The organism is Streptomyces sp. NPDC002536, from assembly GCF_053594995.1.
The window spans coordinates 1-23,693 of record NZ_JBSFWU010000111.1 but is presented as its reverse complement, the minus strand read 5'-3'; the positions used below and the strand labels follow the sequence as shown (position 1 = coordinate 23,693).

24 protein-coding genes are annotated in these 23,693 nt (G+C 71.8%); 13 read left to right on the top strand and 11 right to left on the bottom strand.

Annotated features, from left to right (window positions below; all coding sequences use genetic code 11):
- Nucleotides 1-221 precede the first annotated feature (221 nt).
- Nucleotides 222-1,253, top strand: a complete 1,032-nt coding sequence (locus ACWD4B_RS29750) for a rod shape-determining protein (protein ID WP_336410713.1) — start codon at nucleotides 222-224, stop codon at nucleotides 1,251-1,253.
- A 103-nt stretch (nucleotides 1,254-1,356) separates the two neighbouring features.
- Nucleotides 1,357-1,812 (top strand): tellurite resistance TerB family protein, encoded by a 456-nt coding sequence (locus ACWD4B_RS29745; RefSeq protein ID WP_451423647.1) that lies wholly within the window; start codon nucleotides 1,357-1,359, stop codon nucleotides 1,810-1,812.
- Nucleotides 1,813-1,878: 66 nt separating this feature from the next.
- Here ACWD4B_RS29745 and ACWD4B_RS29740 read toward each other — a convergent pair whose 3' ends face one another.
- A complete protein-coding gene (locus ACWD4B_RS29740; RefSeq protein WP_451423646.1) occupies nucleotides 1,879-2,952 on the bottom strand; it encodes a type III polyketide synthase in 1,074 nt (357 codons plus the stop codon).
- A 592-nt stretch (nucleotides 2,953-3,544) separates the two neighbouring features.
- Between ACWD4B_RS29740 and ACWD4B_RS29735 the strand changes: the two genes are divergently transcribed.
- A complete protein-coding gene (locus tag ACWD4B_RS29735) occupies nucleotides 3,545-4,369 on the top strand; it encodes an SDR family NAD(P)-dependent oxidoreductase (RefSeq protein ID WP_451423645.1) in 825 nt (274 codons plus the stop codon).
- A 223-nt stretch (nucleotides 4,370-4,592) separates the two neighbouring features.
- Nucleotides 4,593-5,402, top strand: a complete 810-nt coding sequence (locus tag ACWD4B_RS29730) for a GNAT family N-acetyltransferase (RefSeq protein WP_451423644.1) — start codon at nucleotides 4,593-4,595, stop codon at nucleotides 5,400-5,402.
- On the opposite strand, the gene ACWD4B_RS29725 is transcribed toward ACWD4B_RS29730, so the two are convergent.
- The 3 genes from ACWD4B_RS29725 to ACWD4B_RS29715 all read right to left on the bottom strand — a co-directional run bounded on the left by ACWD4B_RS29725 (nucleotide 5,368) and on the right by ACWD4B_RS29715 (nucleotide 7,511).
- On the bottom strand, nucleotides 5,368-6,525 hold the full coding sequence (locus ACWD4B_RS29725; RefSeq protein WP_451423643.1) for a serine hydrolase domain-containing protein: 1,158 nt from the start codon (nucleotides 6,523-6,525) through the stop codon (nucleotides 5,368-5,370). The two genes, ACWD4B_RS29730 and ACWD4B_RS29725, sit on opposite strands and share 35 nt — an antisense overlap.
- A gap of 244 nt (nucleotides 6,526-6,769) precedes the next feature.
- Nucleotides 6,770-7,087, bottom strand: a complete 318-nt coding sequence (locus tag ACWD4B_RS29720) for a hypothetical protein (protein ID WP_451423642.1) — start codon at nucleotides 7,085-7,087, stop codon at nucleotides 6,770-6,772.
- A gap of 7 nt (nucleotides 7,088-7,094) precedes the next feature.
- Nucleotides 7,095-7,511, bottom strand: a complete 417-nt coding sequence (locus ACWD4B_RS29715) for an ATP-binding protein (RefSeq protein WP_451423641.1) — start codon at nucleotides 7,509-7,511, stop codon at nucleotides 7,095-7,097.
- A 173-nt stretch (nucleotides 7,512-7,684) separates the two neighbouring features.
- On the opposite strand from ACWD4B_RS29715, the gene ACWD4B_RS29710 reads away from it, so the two are divergent.
- From ACWD4B_RS29710 to ACWD4B_RS29690, 5 genes are all read left to right on the top strand, one after another.
- Nucleotides 7,685-8,473: a helix-turn-helix domain-containing protein gene (locus ACWD4B_RS29710; RefSeq protein ID WP_451423640.1), complete on the top strand. Its 789-nt coding sequence runs from the start codon at nucleotides 7,685-7,687 to the stop codon at nucleotides 8,471-8,473.
- A complete protein-coding gene (locus ACWD4B_RS29705; protein ID WP_451423639.1) occupies nucleotides 8,470-8,652 on the top strand; it encodes a DUF397 domain-containing protein in 183 nt (60 codons plus the stop codon). Before ACWD4B_RS29710 ends, ACWD4B_RS29705 begins: the two co-directional genes overlap by 4 nt.
- A gap of 279 nt (nucleotides 8,653-8,931) precedes the next feature.
- Entirely contained in the window at nucleotides 8,932-9,714 is a 783-nt protein-coding gene (locus ACWD4B_RS29700) for a hypothetical protein (RefSeq protein ID WP_451423638.1), read from the top strand.
- Between the two features lie 670 nt (nucleotides 9,715-10,384).
- Entirely contained in the window at nucleotides 10,385-11,611 is a 1,227-nt protein-coding gene (locus tag ACWD4B_RS29695) for an FAD-dependent monooxygenase (protein WP_451423637.1), read from the top strand.
- A 126-nt stretch (nucleotides 11,612-11,737) separates the two neighbouring features.
- A complete protein-coding gene (locus ACWD4B_RS29690) occupies nucleotides 11,738-12,508 on the top strand; it encodes an SDR family NAD(P)-dependent oxidoreductase (RefSeq protein ID WP_451423636.1) in 771 nt (256 codons plus the stop codon).
- Here ACWD4B_RS29690 and ACWD4B_RS29685 read toward each other — a convergent pair.
- Entirely contained in the window at nucleotides 12,498-13,475 is a 978-nt protein-coding gene (locus tag ACWD4B_RS29685) for a ScbA/BarX family gamma-butyrolactone biosynthesis protein (protein WP_451423635.1), read from the bottom strand. The genes ACWD4B_RS29690 and ACWD4B_RS29685 overlap by 11 nt on opposite strands.
- Nucleotides 13,476-13,590: 115 nt before the next feature.
- Here ACWD4B_RS29685 and ACWD4B_RS29680 point away from each other — a divergent pair, with 115 nt between their 5' ends.
- Both ACWD4B_RS29680 and ACWD4B_RS29675 read left to right on the top strand, forming a co-directional pair.
- Nucleotides 13,591-14,259: a ScbR family autoregulator-binding transcription factor gene (locus tag ACWD4B_RS29680; RefSeq protein ID WP_451423634.1), complete on the top strand. Its 669-nt coding sequence runs from the start codon at nucleotides 13,591-13,593 to the stop codon at nucleotides 14,257-14,259.
- Between the two features lie 63 nt (nucleotides 14,260-14,322).
- Nucleotides 14,323-15,123 carry a COG4705 family protein gene (locus tag ACWD4B_RS29675; protein ID WP_451423633.1) on the top strand — a complete coding sequence of 267 codons (801 nt, stop codon included), beginning with the start codon at nucleotides 14,323-14,325 and terminating at the stop codon, nucleotides 15,121-15,123.
- Nucleotides 15,124-15,161: 38 nt separating this feature from the next.
- Here ACWD4B_RS29675 and ACWD4B_RS29670 read toward each other — a convergent pair whose 3' ends face one another.
- The 6 genes from ACWD4B_RS29670 to ACWD4B_RS29645 form a co-directional block, all read right to left on the bottom strand.
- Nucleotides 15,162-15,950 (bottom strand): D-2-hydroxyacid dehydrogenase family protein, encoded by a 789-nt coding sequence (locus ACWD4B_RS29670; protein ID WP_451423632.1) that lies wholly within the window; start codon nucleotides 15,948-15,950, stop codon nucleotides 15,162-15,164.
- Nucleotides 15,951-16,026: 76 nt separating this feature from the next.
- The gene (locus tag ACWD4B_RS29665; RefSeq protein WP_451423631.1) at nucleotides 16,027-16,587 is read right to left on the bottom strand and encodes a GNAT family N-acetyltransferase; all 561 of its coding nucleotides are present in this window, start codon (nucleotides 16,585-16,587) and stop codon (nucleotides 16,027-16,029) included.
- On the bottom strand, nucleotides 16,584-18,647 hold the full coding sequence (locus ACWD4B_RS29660; RefSeq protein WP_451423630.1) for a penicillin acylase family protein: 2,064 nt from the start codon (nucleotides 18,645-18,647) through the stop codon (nucleotides 16,584-16,586). The genes ACWD4B_RS29665 and ACWD4B_RS29660 overlap by 4 nt, the downstream gene beginning before the upstream one ends.
- On the bottom strand, nucleotides 18,644-19,477 hold the full coding sequence (locus ACWD4B_RS29655; RefSeq protein WP_451423629.1) for an ABC transporter ATP-binding protein: 834 nt from the start codon (nucleotides 19,475-19,477) through the stop codon (nucleotides 18,644-18,646). Before ACWD4B_RS29655 ends, ACWD4B_RS29660 begins: the two co-directional genes overlap by 4 nt.
- Before the next feature lie 35 nt (nucleotides 19,478-19,512).
- Nucleotides 19,513-20,541 carry a FecCD family ABC transporter permease gene (locus ACWD4B_RS29650; RefSeq protein ID WP_451423628.1) on the bottom strand — a complete coding sequence of 343 codons (1,029 nt, stop codon included), beginning with the start codon at nucleotides 20,539-20,541 and terminating at the stop codon, nucleotides 19,513-19,515.
- On the bottom strand, nucleotides 20,538-21,605 hold the full coding sequence (locus tag ACWD4B_RS29645; RefSeq protein WP_451423627.1) for a FecCD family ABC transporter permease: 1,068 nt from the start codon (nucleotides 21,603-21,605) through the stop codon (nucleotides 20,538-20,540). Before ACWD4B_RS29645 ends, ACWD4B_RS29650 begins: the two co-directional genes overlap by 4 nt.
- Nucleotides 21,606-21,723: 118 nt before the next feature.
- Between ACWD4B_RS29645 and ACWD4B_RS29640 the strand changes: the two genes are divergently transcribed.
- Together ACWD4B_RS29640 and ACWD4B_RS29635 are read left to right on the top strand one after the other, a co-directional pair.
- Nucleotides 21,724-22,758, top strand: coding sequence for an ABC transporter substrate-binding protein (locus ACWD4B_RS29640; protein WP_451423648.1), 1,035 nt, complete (start codon nucleotides 21,724-21,726; stop codon nucleotides 22,756-22,758).
- Between the two features lie 7 nt (nucleotides 22,759-22,765).
- Nucleotides 22,766-23,614 (top strand): siderophore-interacting protein, encoded by an 849-nt coding sequence (locus ACWD4B_RS29635; protein WP_451423626.1) that lies wholly within the window; start codon nucleotides 22,766-22,768, stop codon nucleotides 23,612-23,614.
- The last annotated feature ends 79 nt before the right edge of the window (nucleotides 23,615-23,693 follow it).

Genomic DNA, 23,693 nt, shown 5'->3' with positions numbered 1-23,693 from the left:
GGGGTGGTGCGTCGGCTGCAGGCCGTCGGTGGCTGAGCGCGCAGTTCCCCGCGCCCCTGACGGGGCGCGAAGCCCCCGTTGTCAGACCCCCCTGCAAGACTCCTCGGAGTGGCGGCCGGGGTGGGCGACGGGGGTGTTCACCCCGGCACCGCCGCACGCGCAGTGCCCCGCACGGCGCAGCCCAGCAGGCAAGTGCGGGCCCGGCCACCCAGGATGGGGCCATGACCCTCAGTCTCGATCAGCTGAGCCGCTGCACCGTCGCCGTCGACCTGGGCGCCGCCAGGACCCGGGTCTATCTCAAGAACACCGGGCTGGTCGTCGACGAACCCAGCCTCGCCGCGGTCAACACCCGCACCGGTTCGCTGATCGCGGTCGGCTCCCTCGCCGAGGGCATGGCCGGCCGGACGCCGGGGCACATCCGGGTCGTGCGGCCCATCTCCGGCGGCACCGTCGTCGACATCGACATGGCCCAGCGGATGCTCCGCTTCCTGGTCAACGACAAGATCCGCCGCGCCTGGCGGCGCAAGCCCATGCTGCGCGCCGCGGTCTGCCTGCCGCACGACGCGGAACCCATCGCGCAGCGGGCCGCCGTGGAGACGCTCAGCGCCCTCGGGGCGCGCCGGGTCGAGCTGGTGGACGCCCTCATCGCCGCCGCGGTGGGCAGCGGGCTGCCGGTCGAGCGGCCCGAGGCCACCATGATCGTGGTGTGCGGCGCGGCGTCCACCCAGGTCGCGGTGCTGTCGCTGGGCTCGATCGTGGCGGCCGAGAAGGTGCAGGTGGGCGGGGACGCGATCGACTACGCCGTCGTCCAGCACCTGCGCAGCGAGCACGAGCTGATGCTGCCCTCCCAGGGCCTGCACCCGCTGCACCTGGCCCTCTACTCCGACCCGGCGGTCGTCGGCACGGAGACGGAGGTGCGCGGCCGGGACGTGGCCACGGGCCTGTCCCGTACGGTCCTGGTGAACACCGCGCACGTCCGCGAGGCCATCAACACCCCGTTCACCGCCATCCTCGACGCCATAGGGCGGGTGTTGCGCGAGTGCCCGCCGGACCTGGTGGCCGACCTGGCCGACCGCGGCGTGATGCTCGCCGGCGGCAGCGCGATGCTGCCGGGCCTGGACACGATGATCGAGCGGGCGACGGGGATGATGGTGCAGATCGCCGAGCACCCCGACGTCTGCGCGGTCGAGGGGCTGGGCGCGATGATCGAGGGCAAGCTGCAGCCGCTCGGCCTTGAACCGCTGGCGAATTGAGGCTGCCTCAGCCGTTCCTCGGTTCCTGTACGTCTCCTTGGGAACTTCTTTACCTTTCGGATCCGTTCTCCATGTGCACCCCGAGAAACGAGGAGAAACGCACATGGCGCTCTGGGACCGACTCAAGGACTCGGCCACGACGATGCAGGGCCAGCTCATAGCGAAGAAGAACGAGCTGCAGAGCGGCGCGTTCCGGGACGCGAGCATGGCGATGTGCGCGCTGGTGGCGGCTGCCGACGGTTCGATCGACGCCTCCGAGCGGCAGCGCGTCGCGTCGCTGATCGCCACGAACGACGTCCTGCGGAACTTCCCGGTCGACGACCTGCAGGCGCGATTCCACGACTACTGCCAGAAGCTGACGACCGATTTCGACTTCGGCAAGGTCAGCGTGCTGCAGACCATCGGCAAGGTGCACAAGAAGCCGACCGAGGCGCGTGCCGTGATCCAGATCGGCATCGTGATCGGCGGCGCCGACGGCGACTTCGACAAGTCGGAACAGGCCGTCGTCCGCGAGGCGTGCTTCGCCCTGGGCATCAACCCGGCCGAGTTCGACCTCTGACGGCACCTCTGACGGCACCTCTGACGGCCTCGTCGGGCCGCTCCGCCGGGAGCGGCCCGGCGGCCCTCAGGCCCGGACGGGCACGGTCTCGCGGGCCCCCACCCACGTCCCCAGGGCGATCTCCGCCGTGATGCCCGGCCCGAACCCGGCGATGACGCCCCGCGCCTCGTGCCCCGCGCCGCCGTCCTCGAAGAGCCGGTCGAGCGCGTCGAAGATGACCGCGCTGGCGATGTTGCCGCGCTCCGTCAGCGTGGCCCGGCTGTAGCGGAACATCTCGGGGGTCAGCCCCAGGTAGTGGCACAGGTCGTCGAGGATCCGCGGACCGCCCGCGTGGACGATGTAGAAGTCGAGGGCGGAGACGTCCCAGTCGTGCGGCTTCGCCATCTCGCGCATCGCGGGCGCCAGCATCGACATCGTGCCCGGCACCCGTTTGTCCAGGATGAAGTGGAAGCCCGTGTCCCGGACCCCGTAGGAGATCCAGGCCTCCGTATCGGGCACCAGGTGCGAGCCGTTGCGCTCCAGGTGCACCCCCAAGCCGCCCTGGCCGCGCACCACGGCCGCCGCCATGCCGTCGCCGAAGAGGCCGTTGGAGAGCAGATTACCGACACCCAGGTCCGTCGGCTGGTAGAGCAGCGAGCAGAACTCGCAGGCCACGATGAGCACATTGGCCCGCGGGTAGGCCATGCAGAAGTCGTGCGCGCGGTTGATGGCGGCGCCGCCGGCCGCGCATCCGAGCTGCGCGATGGGGAGTTGGCGGGTCTCGTTGCGGAAGCCCATGGTGTTGATCAGCCACGCCGTCATGGACGGCATCATGAAGCCCGTGCACGAGACGTACACGATCATGTCGATGTCGCGGACGGTCACCTCGGCCATGTCGAGCGCCCGCTGCACGACGTCGGGGACCCTCGCCTTGGCCTCCGCCTCGTAGCGCGCGTTGCGCGTGGTGAAGCCGGGGTGCCTGAGGGTGTCCTCGATCGGCTGCACCAGATGGCGCGTCTGGACGCCCGTGTTGCCGATGAGCCGCAGTGCCAGGTCGAGCTGCGGGTGGTCGGCGTGCAGCGTGCGCGCCAGTTCCAGGGTCTCTTCCCGCGTGATCACATGCTCGGGTACCGCGATGGCCGGTCTGCACAGTGTCGCCATGACGGCCTCCCGTTTTCCCGTTGCCAGAGCACGGCCGCCCCTCTGGCGCGGCAGCCTATCTCCACGTCTCCCGCAACAAAAAGCACGCCACACCTCTAGTCCGGCAGTTCACCCGAATAGTGGACCATTCGGAGTAAATCAAACGAACATACGTCGAACATGGTGTGAAAGATTCACCTGATCGTCGGCGGCGTGCGCCCGCGCGCATCAGGAGGGCATCAGGAGGGCGTCAGAAGTGCCCGCGTCCTCTTGAGCCCGGGCCGCCGGCCTCCTTGGATGGATCCCGTGAACAGCCCTCTGCGCGAGAACGACCGGCCGCCTCATACGGCGACGCCGCGTCCTGCGCGCTGTTCGCGTCCGGCCGGGATACCGGCACCGCGCGGCTGAGCCCGCTCCGTCCCGCCTGCCGCGCCTGCGCGCGTCCATCTGCCGTAGCCGTCCCTGTCTCCGGCCGTCCCGCATCACCCGGCACCACCGGAACACCGCCCGTCGGCGTGCCCTGTCGCGCCCGGTGCGGCCCCTCGTTCGCCCGGCACCCCGTTCCCCGCCGCCCGGCGGGGCGCTGCCGCCTCCCCTAATCCCGGAGTGGATCATGTCTTCCGCCGTCTCGCCCTCCCCCCGGACCGTGCTGGTCACCGGTGCCACCTCCGGCATCGGCTGGGAGACCGCCCGGCTGCTCGCCGCACAGGGCGACACCGTCGTCCTGCACGCACCGGACCAGGCCTCCGGCGACGACGCCGTCGCCCGGCTCGCGGCCACGGGTGCGAACCCGCTCCAACTGCGGCTCGTCGTCGCCGACTTCTCCCGGCTCGACGAGGTCCGCGCGATGGCCGCCCGCGTCGCCGACGAACACCCCGCCCTGGACGCGCTGGTCAACAACGCCGCCGTCGCCGCGCCCGAGCGCCGCACGATGACCGGCGACGGCAACGAGCTCTCCCTGCAGGTCAACTTCCTGGCCGCCTACCTGCTCACCAAGGAGCTCTCCGGCGCGCTGTCCGCCCGCCCCGGCGGCCGCGTCGTCAACGTGTCGTCCTCCATGCACCGCACCGCGTCCATCGCCTGGAACGACCCCCACCGCGCCCGCCGTTACTCCCGGCTCGCCGCCTACGCCCAGTCGCAGCTCGCCCTCACGGTCCTCGCCCGCGCCGCGGCCCCCGCCGGGGCCGGCTGGACGTCCGTCAGCGTGCGCCCCGGCATCTGCGACACCGCGCTCATGCCCCTCTACGCGCACGAGGGCGACTCCGCCGCCGAGGGCGCGCAGCGCGTGGTGCGCCTGTGCGACCCGGCGACCGAGGTCGTCCCCGGCGGCTACTACGACCGCACGGCGCTCTCCCCCGCCGCACCGGTCGCCATGGAGGACCGCACGGTCCGACGGCTGTGCAAGCTCGCTGACCAGTTGGTCGGCAACGCCGCTTGAAACCGGGTCACTTGTCACTTAGGGGGCTCGGAGAAGTGCGGTACGTGAGCGCGCCCCGAAGGGGCGCGGGGAACTGCGCGATCAGCCACCGACGGCCTGCAGTCGACGCACTGCCCCCTGGGGTCCGGGGCGAAGCCCCGATAACCTCGACTGCGGGCGCGTCGTGGCTGGTCGCGCAGTTCCCCGCGCCCCTGACAGGGCGCTGCGGCGCCGCGCTGCCCACATGACCACGCCGACGCGTCATGCCGCGCCCGTCCCGGCCGGCGGCCCCTGGGAGTCCTGGTTCCCGTCGGGACGCCCGGGGCTGGGCTCCCTCACGGAGCACATCCGGTCGACCGGGACGGGCCGCTGGTGGGCCGACGACCCGCGGGCGCCGCGGGCCGGAGCGGTCGGCTGCGCGGGCCACGTCCTGCTGGGCGGCGACCCGCGGGCCGTGCGCCCGGAGGACCTGGCCCCGCTGGCCCGCAGCTGGTTCGCCGCGCCGGACCGCTTCCTGCCCCTGCTCGGGGCCGCCTTCGACCGGATCGTGCCGTGGGAGCGCATGGTGTGGGTCCGGGACGGCGACGCGGGACGCACGCCTGTGCCGTCACCGGGCACCCGGATCCGCCGCCTCACCGGCGCCGATGCGGACGCCGTCCACTCCCTGGGCCCGGACCTCGCCTGGATCACGGAGAGTTGGGGCGGTCCGTACGCCCTGGCCGCCTCCGGCCACTGCCACGGCGCCTTCCGTGACGGCCGACTGCTGTCACTGGCCTGCACTTACTTCCTCGGCAGCCGCTACGAGGACATCGCCGTCGCCACCGCGCCGGAGGCCCGCGGCCGGGGCCTGGCGCGTGCGTGCGTCCACGCCCTCTGCGCGGACATCGCTTCCCGCGGCCGCACCGCGAGCTGGACCTGCTCCCGCGACAACCACCCCAGCCGCACCCTCGCCGCCGCGACGGGCTTCCGGCTCGTCCGCGAGTACGTGCACTACGCGGCCGGCCGGGCGGTTGCTCCTGCTACTTGCGACACAGTGCGGTCGACAGCACCTTGATGGCGGCCTCGTCCTGCTTCTCCGTCTTGCTGATGTCCTGGTTGAGCGAGAGCGTGATCTGCCGCTTGCCGTCGGCCGTCGTGAAGCTGAAGGTGTTGTATCCGGCGACGCTGCCCGTGTGACCCCACACGGGCGCCTGCCCCGTCCCCGCACAGTAGTTGACGTTGCCCTCCAGGCCGAGGCCGTACGAGCGGCCAGGCCGGTCGGCTCCGTCCGGGCGCATGGTGTACATCTCGCGCTGCAGAGCGGGCGGCAGCAACTGGCCCTTACCGAGCGCCCTGTAGAACGTGTTGAGGTCGTGGGTCGTCGAAATGAGCGTCCCTGCGCCCCAGTAGACGGACAGGCTGAAGTCCGTCGTGTCGGTCGGCGCCGCGGACGGCCCGTTGAACCACTCGTAGCCGTTCAGATGCGCACCGGGCATCTTCGGCGTGGTCGGGAACGACGTACCGGTCAGGTGCAGCGGTCGCACGATGCGCCGGCCGATCTCCTGGCCGAGCGAGTGACCGGTCGTCTTCTCGATCAGCAGGCCCAGGACGACGTAGTTGGTGTTGGAGTACGACCAGGAGGTGCCCGGCGCGAACTTGGGTCCGGCCTTGACCGCCATGGCGACCAGGTCCTGCGGGGTGTAGGTGGCGGTCTGCAGCTTCTTCACCGTGTCCGCGTCCAGCTTCTGGAGCAGGACGTCGGTGAGGTAGTCGGCCAGTCCGCTGGTGTGCGCGAGCAACTGCCGTACGGTGATGTGCTCACCGTTGGGCACGAGGCCGGGCAGGTGCTGCTCGATGGCGTCGTCCAGACCGAGCTTGTGCTCGGCGACGAGCTGCAGCACGACCGTGGCGACGAAGGTCTTGGTCACGCTTCCCGCGCGGAACTTGTCCCCAGCCTGTGCATGACGCCCGCTGCCGATGTCGGCGATCCCGCTGCTGCCCCGCCAGGTCCCGTGCTCGTCCCGCACCTCGGCTATGGCGCCGGGCACGCCCGTGGCGACCACCGCGTCCAGGGACTGCTGGAGCGCGGCGCGGCCTCCGGCCCGGTCCGGGGCCGCGGCGCCGGCCGGGGCTGCCGCGGGGACGACGGCCGCTGCGGCGAGCAGTGCGGAGACGAGTGCGGTGGACGTGCGGGACATCGGGGGTTCCTCCCGTTGGTTGACGTGTTCATCACCGTAGGCGGGGGCCGCTCCGCTCTGGATCATGATTGGGGAGGATGCGCCCCGTAAGGGGCGCGGGGAACTGCGCGACCGGCCACCGACGGCCTGCAGCCGACGCACTACTCCTGAGGTCCGGGGCGAAGCCCCGGGGACGTCGACTGCGGGCGCGTCGTGGCCGGTCGCGCAGTTCCCCGCGCCCCTTACGGGGCGTCGTGGTGTCCCCCTACGAGTCACCCGGGTTGAGCGACCTCACCAGGTCGACGGCCTCCTTGAGACCGAGCCCCGGCCGTGCCTGCCGGAGCGCCCGGACGGCCTTGACCTCGTGCGTGACGGGGTCGACCCCGGCGACGGCGAGTGTCTTGCGGGCCCAGTCCTGGGTCGCGACCTGGTCGGCGGAAGCGAACTCCTCGACGATGGCGAGGGCGCGCTCCAGGCCGGGGCGTTCGGCCTCTTCGGCCTCGCCGAGCGCGGTGCGGAGGGCGTCCTTGACCGGCGTCAGGTCGGGGAGCAAGGGGCGGTTCGAAGGCCAGAAGTTGAGCATGGCCCAATTATGGCCGGTGGGTTTCCAGTTCGAACCAGACCGTCTTGCCGATCCCGTGCGGCCTGGGACGCACGTCCCAGGCCGTGGCGAGCGCGGCCACCAGGGCGAGGCCGCGGCCGGACTCGTCGTCCGGCGAGGCGTTGCGCTCGCGCGGCAGACCGTCGCCCGCGTCCGACACCTCGACGCGGAGCGTCTTGCCGACGATGACGCACCGGGCGCTGATCTCCCGGCCGGGGGCGGCGCGTGCGTGCCGGCACGCGTTCGTCATCAGCTCGCTGAGGAGGAGGACGGCCGTCTCGGCCTCGGGCTCGGGGAGTTGCCATTCCTGCGCCTGCTCGCGCAGCAGCATGCGGGACCGGCCCACGCTGCGCGGGTGCCGCGGGAGGCACCATCCGACGAACCGGTCGGGGAGGGGGTTTGCCATGAGTGCGTATCCCTTGTTGCTCAGCGCCGTCACTCGGGAGCGGGGCAGTTGACCCGTTGAGGGGTCACAGCATGGGCTTCGCGGGAACATGCCGGGCAGGGGCGAGGCGGGTACGGTGCCGGGTTGTACCCGCGGTGGCCCCGGAGAGGGCGGGTTGCGGTATGGCGTCGCCGATGGCTTGGCAGTACTGCGGAAACCAGATCAAGCTCTGGCGCACGCGGGCCGGTGTGAGCCGGGAGGAGCTCGCCAAGGAGGCGGGGTACGAGTACGAGACGATCAAGTCGATGGAGCAGGGGCGTCGCAAACCGACGCTCCGGGTTCTGCAGGTAGCGGACCAAACCTGCGGTGCCCATGGCTTGTTGCTGGCCGCGCAGGCGTACCTGCAGCCGGAACCGCAGCTGCCGCAAGTCCCTGAGTACATGGCCATCGAGGCCGAGGCCATCGCGATTTCGTCCTACAACACTCTGCTCATTCCGGGCTTGCTGCAGACCGAGGACTACGCGCGGGCGCTGCTGGCCAGTCACTGGCCGCCCGTGGACGACGAGACGCTCGAAGAGCGTGTTGCAACGCGCATGCGGCGGCAGGAGAAGCTGACGCGCAAGCCGTCCACCCTGTTCAGCTACGTGATCTACGAAGCCGCCCTGCGCACCAACATCGGCGGTCCGTCGGTCATGAAGTGCCAACTGCACCACTTGGTCGACGTGGGGGCGCTGCGGAATGTTTCGGTGCAAGTGCTGCCGACCGCTCGCTGTGCGTCCGCCCATCTCAATGGGATGCTGGTGCTGTTGGAGAGCAAGCAACGGAAGCACTACGGCTACGTGGAGGGCCAGAGCACCTTCGTGCTCCACTCGGACGCGGCGACGGTCGGGGATCTGGCCCAACGCTACGGAATGATCCGTATGCAAGCGCTCAGCGCCGAGGAATCAGCCGACTTACTCAGAAAGGCAGCGGAAGAGCAATGAGCGACCAGCTGGCGTGGTTCAAGTCCAGCTACAGCGACAACACCGGCGCCGACTGCGTCGAAGTCGCCTTCCTCTCTCGCAGAGTCCACGTCCGAGACTCGAAGCTCGGGAACCGCATGCAACTGATCGTTCCGCCCGCCGCATGGGTGCACTTGATAGGGCACATCGCCGCACCGTAGCGGCCCGAGACCCGGGGGCCGAGATCCGAGCGCTGTATGCAAGGAATGGGTGGTGGTGATAACCCACCCACCCTCCCAACTCCCGCGCACACACGTCCGGATGACATTTCCCGAGCAAGCCGTCGCGGCGTGCGGCGACCGTGTAGCGTCCCCAGCAACAAGCAACCCCCGCCGGTGCGTAGGAACACCGAACGGGGGTCTGACCACCAAGATCGAGCTAGAGGCGATCCCATGGCTGTTGCCGAGCTTACCCCTGCCACACCCGCGTACGCGCCCCCGATGGCCCGACCGGGGTACGGCAAAAAATCCGCGCCCGACCAAGCCCCGCGCCGCGCGAGCGACTTCGCTCACCTGCCCGAACGCGAGGCGTCGGTCGCCGCGCACATCGACCGGCTCCCGGACGGCGCCGCGGTGGACATCAAGACGCTGGCCAGGGAGCTGGCCGCGTACGGCCAGCAGGCGGTGGCCAAGGCCCTGGAGAACCTCTCGGAGGCGGGGCACCTGCGCCGTTTCAGGGAGCCGGTCGGCACCCAGTGGGTGACCCGTACACACTTCTCGCGCACCGCGCGGGACGACGCGTGGTGGAACCACTACCTGCACCACGACGATGCGCCGCCCACCAGGGCGACCCGCAGCGAGGCGTACGAGGCGCTGGCGGCCGTCGGCCGCACCGCGCCCCGCATGACGCTCTCCGCGACTGAATGCGCCCAACTGGAGCCGCTGGCAGTGGAATGGCTGGCCCGAGGGACCACGAGGGAGCAACTGACCGCCGCCCTCACGAGCGGCCTCCCGGACCCGGTGCACTCGCCGGGTGCGCTGGCCCGCAAGCGCTTGACCGACAAGCTGCCACCGGAGCAGCCGGTCCGGCAGCCCGCCGCCCGCATCATGGAGTGCACCGCTTGCGGCATCCCGGGCCGCCCGGAGGCCCTGCCCGGCGGCCTGTGCCGCCAATGCCGGGGCGAGGAAAGGCCACTTGACCCGACGGCCGGCTCGGCGGCCGTGGTCCACGCGCGCGCGGCCCAAGTCCGGGCGGCGATGCGCGGCAACAGACAGCCCGTGTAGCGGTTTCGCGGCCGATGACCCTGCCAGTCCTCCGAAGCACTGAGGACTGACAGGCAGGCCATACGGTCTGTGCCTTCGTTGTGGATACCCGGTCCACCCGCACCGTACCGGAATCACCACCCCCGCGTACCGAATACCGCGCGTAGCGCCACCGGCACACCAAGTGCCCGGCAAACGTGTAGAGTTCACAGCGGCGCGCCGAGCGCGCCCCCCTTCAAAGAGGAGCCGACGACGTCGGGTTCGCGGAGGACCCGATCCCGGGTTCCTCCGGTAGCGGTCACCGGTATTTGGCCGCACTGCATGAAGGGGGGCGCCAGTGGGGCGTCACCGAAAGATCCGCCCGTCGACCTGGAAGCGCATTGCGCAGAAGGTTCGGGGGTGGTTTCGCGGCCGATGACTTGTCAGTCCTCCTCCAAGCTGAGGACTGACAAGTAGGCCATCGGTTGGCCCTCGTTGCGGATAACCGGTCCGTGGCGGGGGCCGCTCCCACACCGTACCCGGAACGCTGCCCCCGCGTACACAACCTCACCCTTCCGGCGTGACCGCCCTAGTGCACTCCCCCACTCCGCGCCCCCACCCCGCACCCCCGCCCTAGTGCGCTAGTGCGGTACGCCTCAGAACTCCAGCCCACCATTGCAATGTTGAGCGCGTACGCCGTACATTCACCGGCATGGAGCCCCGCACTGACGTCCTCATCTCCGGCGCCGGCATCGCCGGCACCGCACTCGCGCACTGGCTGCGCCGGGCCGGATTCGCCCCCACCGTCGTCGAGCGCGCCCCCGCGCCCCGCCCCGGCGGCCAAGCCGTCGATCTGCGCGGTGCCGGGCGCACCGTGGTCGAGCGCATGGGTCTGATGGAACAGGCGAAAGCAGTCGCCGTCGCGCAGCGCGGGCTCGCGCTCGTCGACGGCCGTGGGCGGATCACCGCCCGCATACCCGTGGACGCCTTCGGCGGCGAAGGGATCGTCTCCGAGATCGAGATCCTGCGCGGCGACCTCGCGCGGGTGCTGTACGACGCAACGGTGCCGGAGACCGAGTACCTCTTCGACGACACCGTCACCGCGCTCGACGAGGACGCCGACGGTGTCACCGTCACCTTCGAGAAGGCGCCCCCGCGCCGCTTCGCCCTGGTCGTCGGGGCGGACGGGCTGCACTCCACCGTCCGCGGCCTGGCGTTCGGGCCGGAGGAGCAGTGCGTGCGGCAACTCGACTGCTGCATATCGTGGTTCACGGTCGACGACGGCATGGACCTCGACGGCTGGTACCTCATGTACAACGCCCCCGGCGGGCTCGTCGCGTCCGCCCGGCCGGGGCGGCTGCCGGGCGAGGTCAAGGCCGGACTGGCCTTCCGGTCGGCGGAGCCGCTCCGCTACGACCGGCGCGACACCGAGGCCCAACGGGAGCTGGTCGCACGGCGCTTCGCGCACGTCACGGGCTGGGAGGTGCAGCGGCTGCTGGCGGGAATGCGGACCGCGCCGGACTTCTCCTTCGACTCCATGGGCCAGGTGCACCTCGACCGCTGGTCCCGCGGCCGCACGGTGCTGCTGGGCGACGCGGGCCACTGCCCTACGCCGCTCACCGGCCTGGGGACGAGCCTCGCGCTGGTCGGCGGATACCTGCTGGCCGGCGAACTGGCCGCGGCGCGCGGCGACCACCGGGCCGCGTTCGCCGCGTACGAGCGGCTCATGCGGCCGTACGTCGCCGCGGCGCAGCAATTGCCGCCCGGCGGCACCGCGGGATATGCGCCGCGCAGCGCACTCGCCATCGGCATGCGGGCCGCCTCGATGCGGTGGATGAACCGATGGCCGCTGCGGAATGCGATGGCCGCCCAGTTCGCGAAGGCAGCGGATATCGAGCTGCCGGAGTACGCCTCTCTCACCCCCGTCCACCCCGGTTGAGAAGCCATACCGAACAAACGGTATGTTTTATTCCGATGGAGGGCCGCTCACCCTTGCCGCCCGGGGATTCCCGGGCGGCAAGGGTGCTTTCCCGTACCCGGCCGCTGCCTGGCAAACTCGCACTCCATGACGACCGCGAATCTGCTGCTCCCCGGAAAAGTCACCTTCATCACCGGCGCCGGCTCCGGCATAGGTGCCGCCGCAGCCCGCGTCTTCGCGCGGGAAGGTGCAACCGTCGTGCTGACCGGCCGCCGTGAGGACCGGCTGGCCGCCGTCACCGAGGAATTGCGGGAGTCCGGCGCCGAGGCCTCGTACATCGTCGCCGACGTCGCCCGCCCCGAAGCGGCACGCAGCGCGGTCGCGTTCGCGGTCGAGAAGTACGGCCGGCTGGACGCCGCATTCAACAACGCGGGAATCGGCGGCGACCGGACCCCGCTGCACCTCATGGCGGACGACGTCTACGACGCGATCATGGAGACCAATGTCCGGGGCGTGTGGAACTGCCTGCGCCACGAGATAGCGGCCATGCTGGAAAACGGCGGCGGCGCCATCGTCAACAACAGCAGCGTCGGCGGGCTCGTCGCCATCCCGGCCGCCGCCCCCTACATCGCCTCCAAGCACGCGGTGATCGGCCTGACCCGGGCCGCCGCCGACGAATACGCGCAGGAGGGGATCCGGGTCAACGCCGTGGCGCCCGGCACGACCCGCAGCGAGATCACGGTGGACTGGTTCACCCGCAACCCGGGGCTGGAGGACACGGCCCACTCCATGACGCCGCAACGCCGCACGGCCGCCCCGGAGGAGATCGCCGAGACGGTGGCGTGGCTGCTGAGCGACCGGTCGCCGTTCCTGACGGGTGCGGTGGTGCCGGTGGACGGCGGCTTCGTCAACCAGTAGAGCCGTTGAGGACGATCCGGAAGGCCGGCAGCCCGTACTGGCTCCCGGCGACCTCGACGACGCCGTTCCCCGACGTCCGGACGTCCAGCAGGCAGGGCGCGTCGAACTCGATGTACCGGCCGAAGGAGGTGGACGCGGCCGTGGGCGCGGTCCACAGCGGGCCGCAGGCCGCCCGGGCGGCCTGGTGGGCGGCGGTGAGCAGGGCGAGGCCGGGGACGTGGTCGACGGGGTGGTCGAACATCTCGGTGTTCGCCGGGTCGTTGCGCAGCAGCCAGCGGTCCGGGCGGCCGGTGGCGGACACGGCGACCTCCGCGGCCGAGGAGCAGCCCACGAGCTCCGGCGCCACCGGCTCCGGCACGTCCCAGCCGCCCCAGGGCGCCGTCAGATGGTCGCCGCGCAGCCGCCGGTAGACCTGCGGGGAGATCCACTGGGACCGCGAGTCGGCCCGGCACACCACCCGGCCCTCGTGCCGGACCGTGAATTCCATGGTCTCGGCGCCGAGCACCCGCCCGCCGCGCCGGATCATCTGCGAGCAATTCAGCTCCACGGTGACGGGCGTGCGCCCGCCCCGCCATTCCGGCGCCGGCTCCGTCAGGGTGCAGTTCAGTTTCTTCAGGAGCGACTGGTATTCGAGCGGCACCCCGAACGCGGCATGCGAAACGGCGAGCCCGCACTGCCGGACGAGCCCGGCGGCCGTTCCGGCCGCGGGCCGGGCGCCGCCCGGTCCCTCCGGTTCGCCCGGCCATTCGGCGCCGACCAGGAATACCTCGGGCGACGGGCGCGTCCAGCCGGTGACGAGAACGCCGCTCTGGTCCTTCAGATGGACCAGCTCCTTGGGAACCAGCCGCGGCACCTCCCCGGGAACAGGGGATTTCCGCAGGCAGGCGGCCATGACCTGCGGCCGGCCGGACTCCGATTTCGGGGTTTCCGGGGCCAGCGTGCAGGATTGGTACACCGTTGCGGACATGATCCCCCCCTGGGATGCCTGACTCGAACGCTCGAGTGGGGCAGGACGTTGCGCCAAGATACCTACTAATCGGTACTTATCACCAGGGGGGACGGAGCAGAAGGAGGGGATTGCCGTGGCGCAGCAGGAGCGCGCGATCCGGACCCGGCAGGCGATTCTGGAGGCTGCCGGAAAAGTCTTCGACGAGTCCGGGTACGAGGCCGCCACGATTGCCCAGATCCTTGCCTGCGCCAAGGTGACCCGGGGTGCCCTGTATTTCCACTTCAGCTCGAAAGAGGATCTTGCCCGGGGCGTACTCGACGAAGCAGTGACAACCGAGGGCGTTTCGCCCCAGCCGTTCAAATTGCAGGAATTGGTGGACACCTCGCTGCTGCTCGCGTACCGGGTCCAGCGCGAGCCGCTGCTGCGCGCCTCGATCCGGCTGTCCGTCGACCAGCGGGCCCGGGCCATGTTCGGCACCCGGTGGCCGGACTGGAGCACGGTGACCGCCGCACTGATCCAGGACGCCAAGGACCAGGGCGAGACCCTTCCGCACGTCGTCCCGGAGGAGGTCGCGCGCCTCATGGTCGGCGCCTGGACGGGCGTCCAGCTGATCTCCGAGGCCATGCCCGAGCCGCCGGAGCTCGCGCACGAGATCTCCCTGCTCTACCAGCTGATGATGCCCAACATCGCGGTGCCGGGCGTGCTGGCCCGGCTGGACATGGCGCCGGACCGGCCGCTGCGGCTGATGTCGTCCGCGGAGGACAGGGAAGAGGCCGTGAAAGAGGACATGAGAGAAGCATGAGAAGCCCTCTCCGCCTGCGTCTACAGTTCTGTAGACAGTTGCAGCGGAGAGGGCGAAGAGGCCATGCCAACGACCATGCCGGTACAGGGCAGCAGCACGGTGGCAGGGCTGCCACCGCGGACGGGCCCGAGCAAGGTGCCCCAAGTCACCGCCCTGTTCTGGGTGGTGAAGATCCTCACCACCGGCATGGGCGAGACCGCTTCGGACTATCTGGGCCGGACGCTCGGCCCGATACCCGCCGGATGTCTCGGACTCACCGGTTTCGCCGCCCTGTTGGCCCTGCAGTTCCGCTCGGCGCGGTACCGGCCGTGGATCTACTGGTCGGCCGTGGTCATGGTCAGCGTCTTCGGCACCATGGCCGCCGACGTCGTCCACGTCGTGGCCGGCATCCCCTACACCGTCTCGGCGGTGGCGTTCTGCGGGGCGCTGGCCGCGATCCTGGCCGGCTGGTACGCGTCCGAGAAGACCCTGGCCGTCCACAGCATCCGCACCCGCCGGCGCGAGACGTTCTACTGGGCGACGGTGCTCGCCACGTTCGCCCTCGGCACCGCGATCGGCGACCTCACGGCGGGCACACTGCACCTGGGCTACCTGCCGTCCGGCATCCTCTTCGCCGCGGCCATCGCCGTGCCGGCGCTGTCCGGGCGCTTCGCGTGGATGAACCCGGTGGCGGCGTTCTGGTCGGCGTACATCCTGACGCGGCCGCTGGGCGCGTCGTTCGCGGACTGGATGGGCGTACCGTCCGGACGCGGCGGCCTCGGCTGGGGGACGGGGCCGGTGACGCTGTCGCTGCTGGTGCCGATCGTCTGCCTCGTCGGTTACTTGGCCGTCAGCCGCAAGGACACCCCGCCGGGGCAGCGGTAGCGCCCCGTAAGGGGCGCGAAGATCCACCGGACACGCTCCTAGCCGAGGACCCTCACCGGAACACCCGCCAGGTAGGCGTTCACCGCCTCGACGGAGTCCCCGTAGGAGAGTGCGAAATTGTCGGCGGTCACATATCCGATGTGGGGCGTCAGAACGGTGTTGGGCGCGCTCAGCAACGGGTGCGCGCCCGGCAGCGGTTCCTCCTCGTACACGTCCAGACCCGCTCCCGCGATCCAGCCCTTCTCAAGAGCCTCAAGGAGCGCTGCCTGGTCGACAATGGGCGCGCGCGAGGTGTTGACCAGATACGCGGTCGGCCGCATCGAACGCAGGTCGTCCTCCGAGACCAGTCCCCTGGTGGAGTCGGAGAGCCGCAGGTGCACGCTCACCACGTCGGACTCCTCGAACAACTCCCGCTTGCCGACTGCGCGCACACCGGCGGCCGCAGCCCGCTCCGGCGTCATGTTCGGGCTCCACGCCACGACGTCCATGCCGAACGCCAGGGCCACGTCGGCCACCCTGCGCCCCAGCTTGCCCAGACCCAGGACTCCGAGCGTGGCGCCCGCCAGCCCGGTCCCCACGCCGCTCTGCCAGCGGCCTGCGCGCAGCCCCGCGTCCTGGGCGCCGGCCCTGCGGGCCAGCTCCAGGATCAGTGCCCAGGTGAGTTCGGCCGCCGGAAACGGCGTCATCCGCGTGCCGCAGACCGTGATACCGCGCTCGGCGGCTGCGGAGAGGTCGATGGAGGCGTTGTGCATCCCCGACGTGACCAGCAGCCTCAGCTGCGGGAGCCGGGAAAGGACGGCCGCGGGAAAGGGAGTTCGCTCACGCATGGGAGATCCCTTCGAAGGTGTCCGGACGTCAGTGTCGCCGATCACGCATGCGGGCTCCCGCCCACCACCCCTCGGATCAGCAACCCTTCTCGAAGGTCTCCCGCGCCAGGAACATCAGCTGCGCCCGCTTCTCCGGCAGTTCGATCTCCGGCCCGCGCACGAACCCCGTCCGCTCCAGGCGCGCAACGGCCTTCGCGTTGCGCGCGTCCGGCTCGGCCACGATCCGCCGCCGCTCCGGGTCCCCGGCCAGGACCCAGTCCAGGAACACGGACAGCAGCGCCTCCGTGAAGCCCGGTTCCGGGGCGCCGGCCATCGGGCCCACCAGGAGGTGGACGCCGAAGTCGCCGGGCTGCACGGCGTAGCACTCGCCGACCGGGTCGTGCTCCGGTTCGTACGTCTGGAAGAGGGCCACGGGGCGGTCGTCCCGGTGGACCAGGTAGGCGTGGTGCGTGCTCAGCGAGTCCAGGTACGCGTAGATCTCCAGGACCCGCTCGCGGCCGGCCTCCCGCATGCCCCAGAAGCGGGCGCGTTCCTCGCTCACCCAGGCGTGGATGAGGTCGGCGTCGGCCGCGGGGGCGACCGGGCGGATGCCGACGGTGCCGAAGCCTTCGGCCTTCTGCTCGTGCACGAAGTTCATGACGTGGTGTTCTCCGATTCCAGGGTCAGCCGGTCCCAGTCGGTGATCACGGGGACGAGCTCTCCGCGCTGCCACAGCGGCAGTTGGTCGCGGTGGTGGGGGTCGCCGGGCACGCCGGAGGCGCCGAACGGGACGATCCAGCGGCTGTCGTCGCGCTGCGCGACGTCCCAGACGTAGCGCGCCGCGGAGGCCCGCGCGCTGCGGTCGGTGAAACCGGGGACGCTCGACGTGGACAGTACGCAGTCGTGGTCGCCGGAGAGCCCGGGCCATTCCTCGGGCACGGCGCCGGGCAGCGCCTGCCAGGGCGCGAGGCGGTGCGCCTCGCCCCAGGTGCCCGTGGGCTCCCCGGCGGCCGCGGTCTCCTCGACCGCGGCCCTGACGGCCTCGGCCCGGTCGGCGGCGGGCAGCGGCCCGGCCGTCAGCAGGCCCTCCAGGGCATAGGCGATGCGCGGGACGAGTGCGAGCCAGGGCAGGAACACCTCGGGATACGCCGGGAGTTCGGCCAGCGGGGCCAGCACCGGGTGGGCGGCCAGGCGGCGCACGACCGCCGACCGCACGGCGGCGTACGCCATGGCGCCGGTGCTGTCCGCGTCCATGCGCCGGTCCCAGTTCAGGAGCCGGTCGCGCAGCGCCGCGGCCCCGGGGGTCAGCCCGTCGAGCCCGTCCAGCAGCTCCAACAGCGGTTCTGCCGACGCGAGATGCGTGTCCGTGTGCACGGCGGCCATGTCCTCCGCCGCCCACGCCTTGCGCTCGTCGAGCAGCTGCCTGATGCGCGTGGCACGGTGCGGTGCGGCGAACTCGACGCCCAACGGCGTCGCGATGCCGCGCGCGTTCGCCATCACGGCGACGCCGTCGACCGGCTCGCGCGGCAGCTCCTCGTGCCAGCCGCGCCAGGCGTGGTCCGGCTCCCAGGCCGGCACGACCCGCAGGCCGTTGTCCCGGTGCCGCACCGGTACGGCGCCCGCGACGCGGTGCAGCAGGCCGCCCTCGGTGTCCGCGGCCAGGACGACGTTCACGGGCTCCGCCCAGGCGTCGAACGCCCGGTCCACGTCGGCGACCGTCCTCGCCCGCAGCAGTGCGGGGAGGGTGGCGAAGCCGAGATCCTCACGGACGCGCGGCGGGCAGCGGAGACTGACGGCCTCGTCGTCATCATCGGCGCCACCGATGACGACGACGCCCCGATCGGTCTCGATCACCTCGACCGTGACCGGGTCTCCCCCGGCCACCTCGATCGTCTCGACGTGCGCGGCGGCGGGCCGCCATCCGTCCGGGCCGAGCGCCTCGACCCCGGTCCCGGTCCTGCGGAGCCGTTCGCGGTAGAGGTCCTGGTAGTCGGCCATGGCGTTGGTGATGGCCCAGGCCACCGTCCCGGTGTGGCCGAAGTGGCCGGTGCCGGGGACGCCGGGGACGGCCAGGCCCACCACGTCGAACTCCGGGCAGGACAGCCGGATCTGCTGGTAGATGCCCGGGTCCTCGATGAAGCGGTGCGGGTCGCCCGCGACGACGGCGGCACCGGTGGCGGTGCGGTCGCCCGCGACGAGCCAGCCGTTGCTCCCGGACGTGCGGTGGCCGTCGGTGGCGAACAGGCCGATCGCCCCGGGCCCGAGCGTGCGGGCGACCCGTTCGCGCCACAGCTTGGCGGGGAAGCCCGCGAAGAGGAGGTGGTGGGACAGCCATACGGCGAGCGGCGTCCACGGCTGCCACGTTCCGGGGACGAGCCCGGTGGCCGCGAACTCCGGTGCCCGCCCGGCTCCTTCGGCCAGGCCCGCGTTCACGCCGTCGACGTAGCGCCGGACCCAAGCAGCGGTATCCGTATCGAGCCGCTCGAAGCAGCGCCGTGCGGTGTCGTCCAGGCGTGTCTGCCGGGCGAGGCGGTCCCAGCCCACGGCCGCGGCCCCGAGGAAGGACGCCGAGGTGCCCTGCGAGCGGTGCCGCTCGGTCTCCAGCTGCCAGGCGCGGTCGATCGCGGCGTTGTGGCCCTGGGCGAAGGCGAGTTCGTCCGCGCTGCCGGCGCGCAGGTGCGGGATGCCCCAGGGGTCCCGGTACGTCTCGAAGGTCATGCCGCGCCTCCCGTCCGCGTCGTCGCGAGGGCCCGGCGCCGGGCCGCCGGGACGACGAGCGGCGTGCCCGTCTCCGGATCGTCGATGACCCGGCAGGGCAGCCGGAAGACCTCCTCGACCAGTTCGGCCGTCACCACGTCGCCCGGTGCCCCCTCGGCCACGACCCGTCCGTCGCGCATGGCGATGAGGTGGGTGGCGTAGCGGGCGGCCTGGTTGAGGTCGTGCAGGACGGCCACCAGCGTGCGGCCCTGCTCCTCGTGCAGGCGCGCGCACAGGTCGAGGATCTCCATCTGGTGGGCGATGTCGAGGTAGGTCGTGGGCTCGTCGAGGAGCAGCAGCGGCGTCTCCTGGGCGAGGGCCATGGCGATCCACACGCGCTGGCGCTGGCCGCCCGACAGTTCGTCGACCATCCGGTCGGCGAGCTGCGCGACCCCGGTCGCCTCCATGGACCCGTTGACGACGCGCTCGTCCTCCGGCGACCACTGGCGCAGCAGCTTCTGGTGCGGGTAGCGGCCGCGGGCGACGAGTTCGGCGACCGTGATGCCGTCGGGGGCGATCGACGACTGGGGCAGCAGGCCCAGGGTGCGGGCGACCTGCTTGGCGGGCAGGGAGGCGATGTCCTCGCCGTCCAGCAGGACGGTCCCGGCGGCGGGCTTCAGCGTGCGCGACAGGGCGCGCAGCAGGGTGGACTTGCCGCAGGCGTTGGGGCCGACGACCACCGTGAAGGACCGGTCCGGAACGGCGACGGTCAGGCCCTCGGCGATGGTCCGCTGCTCGTAGGAGAGGGTCAGGTCGCTGCCGCTCAGCCGCGGTGCGCCGTGGGGTGCCATGGTCCGTGCTCCGTTCTCATGTGTCGTTGTGGCGCTCATATCCGGCCCGCCCTGCGCTCGGCGGCGAGCAGCCAGACGAGGTAGCCGCCGCCGAGGACGCCCGTCACCACGCCGACCGGCAGCTGGTGCCCGGGGAAGGCCTGCTGCCCGATCAGGTCGGCGCCGACGAGCAGGGCCGCTCCGGTGCACATGGAGGCGAGCAGGTTGGGGCCCGGCGACTTCGTCAGCCGTTTGGCGAGCTGGGGTGCGGTGAGGGCGACGAAGTTCACGGGGCCGGCGGCGGCCGCCGCGAAGGAGGCGAGCAGGACGGCGGCGGCCAGCAGCACCAGCCGCAGCCGCTCGACCGGGATGCCCAGGCCGCTCGCCGCGTCGTCGCCCATCTCCATCATCCGCAGCGGGCGGCTGCAGCCGAGGAGTACGACGGGGACCAGCACGGCCATCGCGACGAGCAGCGGCAGCACGTCCTTCCAGCCGCGGCCGTCCAGGCTGCCGGTGAGCCACAGCACGGCCCGCGCCGCGTCCATCAGCTGTCCGCGCGTCAGCAGGTAGCCGTTGACGCCCGTGAGGATGGCGGCCGTGCCGATGCCGATGAGCACGAGCCGCTGCCCGTGCACGCCCTGCCGCCAGGCGAGCAGGTAGATGACGACGCCGGTGACGAGGCCGCCGGTGACCGCACCCGCCGCGAGGGCCAGGCTGCTGCCCCCGGCGACGACGACGGCGAGCGCGCCGACCGCCGCGCCCTGGGTGAAGCCGAGCACGTCCGGGCTGCCGAGCGGGTTGCGGACGACCGACTGGAACAGCGCACCGGCCAGCGCGAGGGCGGCGCCGACGAGCAGGGCGGTGACGACGCGGGGCAGGCGCAGTTCGTTGACGATGAAGTCGTGCGCGGGGTCGCCGTCCCCGACGAGGCTGCGGACGACGTCCGCCGGGCCGATCGGGTAGTCGCCGCTGCCGATGGCGAACACGGCCAGGACGAGCGCCAGTACGGCGCAGCCGGTGCCCGCGGCCAGTGCCCGCGGGCGGAAGCGGACGGAGCGGCCGCCGGCGAAGCGGATGACGCTCATGCGCGCACCGCCTTTCCGCGCCGCACGAAGTACAGGAACAGCGGCCCGCCGAGGACGGCCGTCACGATGCCCACCTGGAGCTCGCCGGGCCGGCCCAGGACCCGGCCGAGCACGTCCGCGCCGAGCAGCAGCACGGGCGCGAGCACCGCGCAGTAGGGCAGCATCCAGCGCAGGTCGGGGCCGGTCAGGGTGCGGACGAAGTGGGGCACCATCAGTCCTACGAAGACGATCGGCCCGCAGGCCGCGGTGGCCGCTCCGCACAGGAGCGTCACGGCGGCGATGGAGGCCGCGCGGGTGAGAGCGGGGCGGGCGCCGAGGGCGCGGGCCGAGTCGTCGCCGAGGGCCAGGGCGTTGAGCGGCCGGGCCAGGGCGAGGGCGAGCAGCAGGCCCGCCGCGACGAACGGCAGCACCTTGAGCACGGTCGAGGGCTGGGCGTCGGCGAGCGAACCGACCGTCCAGAAGCGCATCTTGTCGAGCGAGGCGGTGTCCAGCAGCATCACGGCGCTCACGTACGAGTAGAGCGTGGCGTTGAGTGCCGCGCCGGCGAGCGCCAGCCGGGCCGGGGTCGCCCCGCGCCCGCCGCCCACCGCGTAGAGCAGGGCCGCGACGGCTCCCGCTCCGGCGAGGGCGAACCACACGTAGCCGTTGAAGGTGGCCACGCCGAGGAAGGAGGCCGAGGAGGCCACGGCCGCGGAGGCGCCCGCGTTGATGCCCATCAGGCCGGGGTCGGCGAGCGGGTTGCGGGTGAGCGCCTGCATCACGCAGCCGGCCAGGCCCAGGGCGGCTCCGGCCAGCAGGCCGAGGAGCGTGCGGGGCAGGCGCATCCGGTGCACCACGGTGTAGGCCGGGGAGCCGCTGTCGAAGAGCCCGTGCCACACCTCGGCGGGCGAGAGCTGCTTGGCGCCGAACCCGATGCTGAGCACCACGACGGCCAGCAGCACCAGGACGGATCCGGCCAGTCCGGCGGCGCGCACGGAGGCGCGGGTGCTGCCGGGCGGGCGGCCGCGGGAGGGGGGTGACGCCGTCGAAGCCCCTGGGGCTTGCGGTGACTTGGTGAGAGGCACGGGCGTGCTCCGGGTCACGGGGAGCGGTGGCCACCCCCACTGGACAGCAGTTTAGGTTAGGTTAACCTAATATCGCTCCGGGCCTCAGGGCCACCCCCGACGCGTGAGAGACACACCCATGCCGCACAACAGCCCCACCCGCCTCTCCCGCCGCGGCCTGCTCACCGCGGGCGGCGTCGCCGCCTTCGGCGCCCTCCTCACCGCCTGCGGGGGTAGCGGCGGTTCGGGCTCCTCCGCCAAGGAGGGCGACGGCGGCGGCAGCTGGTCCTTCACCGACGACCGCAAGAAGAAGGTCTCCGCCAAGTCGACGCCGAAGCGCATCGTCGCCTTCACCGGCACCGCGGCCGCCCTCGTCGACTTCGGCCTCGACCAGCAGATCGTCGGCGTCTTCGGCGAGACCAAGGACAAGGACGGCAAGGCCGTCCCGCAGGCCGGCGACCTGAACGTCGACAAGGTGACCGTGCTCGGCAACGCCTGGGGCGAGTTCAGCATCGAGAAGTACGCGGCCCTGCGCCCCGAACTGCTCGTGACGCACATGTTCAACGAGGGTGCGCTCTGGTACGTGCCGGACGAGAGCAAGGACAAGATCCTCGGCCTCGCCCCCAGCGCCGCAATCCGCACCGCGCGGGTCCCCATGACCGAGCCCATCAAGCGCTACGCCGAACTGGCCGAGTCCCTCGGCGCCGACCTCAAGGCCAAGAAGGTCACCGACGCCAAGGCCCGCTTCGAGGCCGCCGCCGAGACCCTGCGCAAGGCCGCCAAGGCGAGCGGCGGGCTCAAGGTCATGGCCGCGTCCGCCAGTCCGGACCTGATGTACGTCTCCAACCCGAAGTCCAACTCGGACCTCATGTACTTCGCCGAGCTCGGCGTCGACCTGATCGTCCCCGAGAAGCTGGACGAGGGCGGCTACTTCGAGGGCCTCAGCTGGGAGAACGCCGGCAAGTACAAGGCCGACCTGATCCTGCTCGACAACCGCGACGGCCAGCTGCAGCCCAAGGCCCTCGCCGACAAGCCCGCCTGGGCGGAGCTCCCCGCCGTCAAGGCGAACCAGATCACCCCGTGGGACTCCGTGCCCCGCTTCTCGTACGCGGGCGCCGCCCCGCTGCTCGAAAACCTCGCCAAGGCCATCCAGGATGCCAAGAAAGTGAGCTGACGTTCCCATGACGACCGCCACCGTCGCCGGACAGTTCCGCTTCTTCGACGCCCATGTCGTCCGCAGCCGGCGCCTCGGCCCCTCCATGGTCAGGATCACCTTCGGCGGAGAACAGCTGAGGGAATTCGCCGGAGGCGGCCGCGACCAGAGCTTCTCGCTGTTCCTGCCGCAGCCCGGGCAGCACACCCCGGTGCTGCCCGAGACCCACGGCGAGGGCCGGCTCGCGGAATGGCGGGCCATGGACCCGGCGGTGCGGGCCGTCATGCGCTCGTACACCGTGCGCGAGCAGCGCCGCGAACAGGCCGAGGTCGACGTCGACTTCGCCCTCCACGGAGACCTGGGCCCGGCGTCGCGCTGGGCCGGGGAGGCCGCGGGCGGCGAGAACGTCGTCCTGCTCGGCCCGGCCGTCGAGGACAACAGGAGCGTCGGCTTCCGTCCGCCGCTGGGCACCGACTGGGTGCTCATCGCGGCCGACGAGACCGCACTGCCCGCCGTCGGCGCCATCCTCGACTGGCTGCCCGCCGGCATGCGCGCCCGGGTCTGGATCGAGGTCCCGCACGCCGAGGACGTCATGGACCTGCCCTGTGCGGGCGACGCCGAGATCACCTGGCTCGTCCGCGACCATGCCCCCGGACCGCGTCCCGCCCTCCTCGTGGACGCGGTCCGGGCCGCCGTCTTCCCTGGCGGGATGCCGTACGCCTGGGTTGCGGGCGAGTCGGGGGCCGTGAAGGCGGTGCGCCGCCATCTCGTGCGCGAGCGCGGCATCGACCGCAAGAGGGTGCACTTTTCGGGCTATTGGCGGCTGGGGGCCTCCGAGGAGGACCTGCGCGCCGAGGCCGCCCTCGCGGCGGCGTGAGCGGTACCCCCCGTAAGTCCTGCGCCCCGTAAGGGGCGCGGGGAACTGCGCGACCAGCCACCGACGGCCTGCAGCCGAC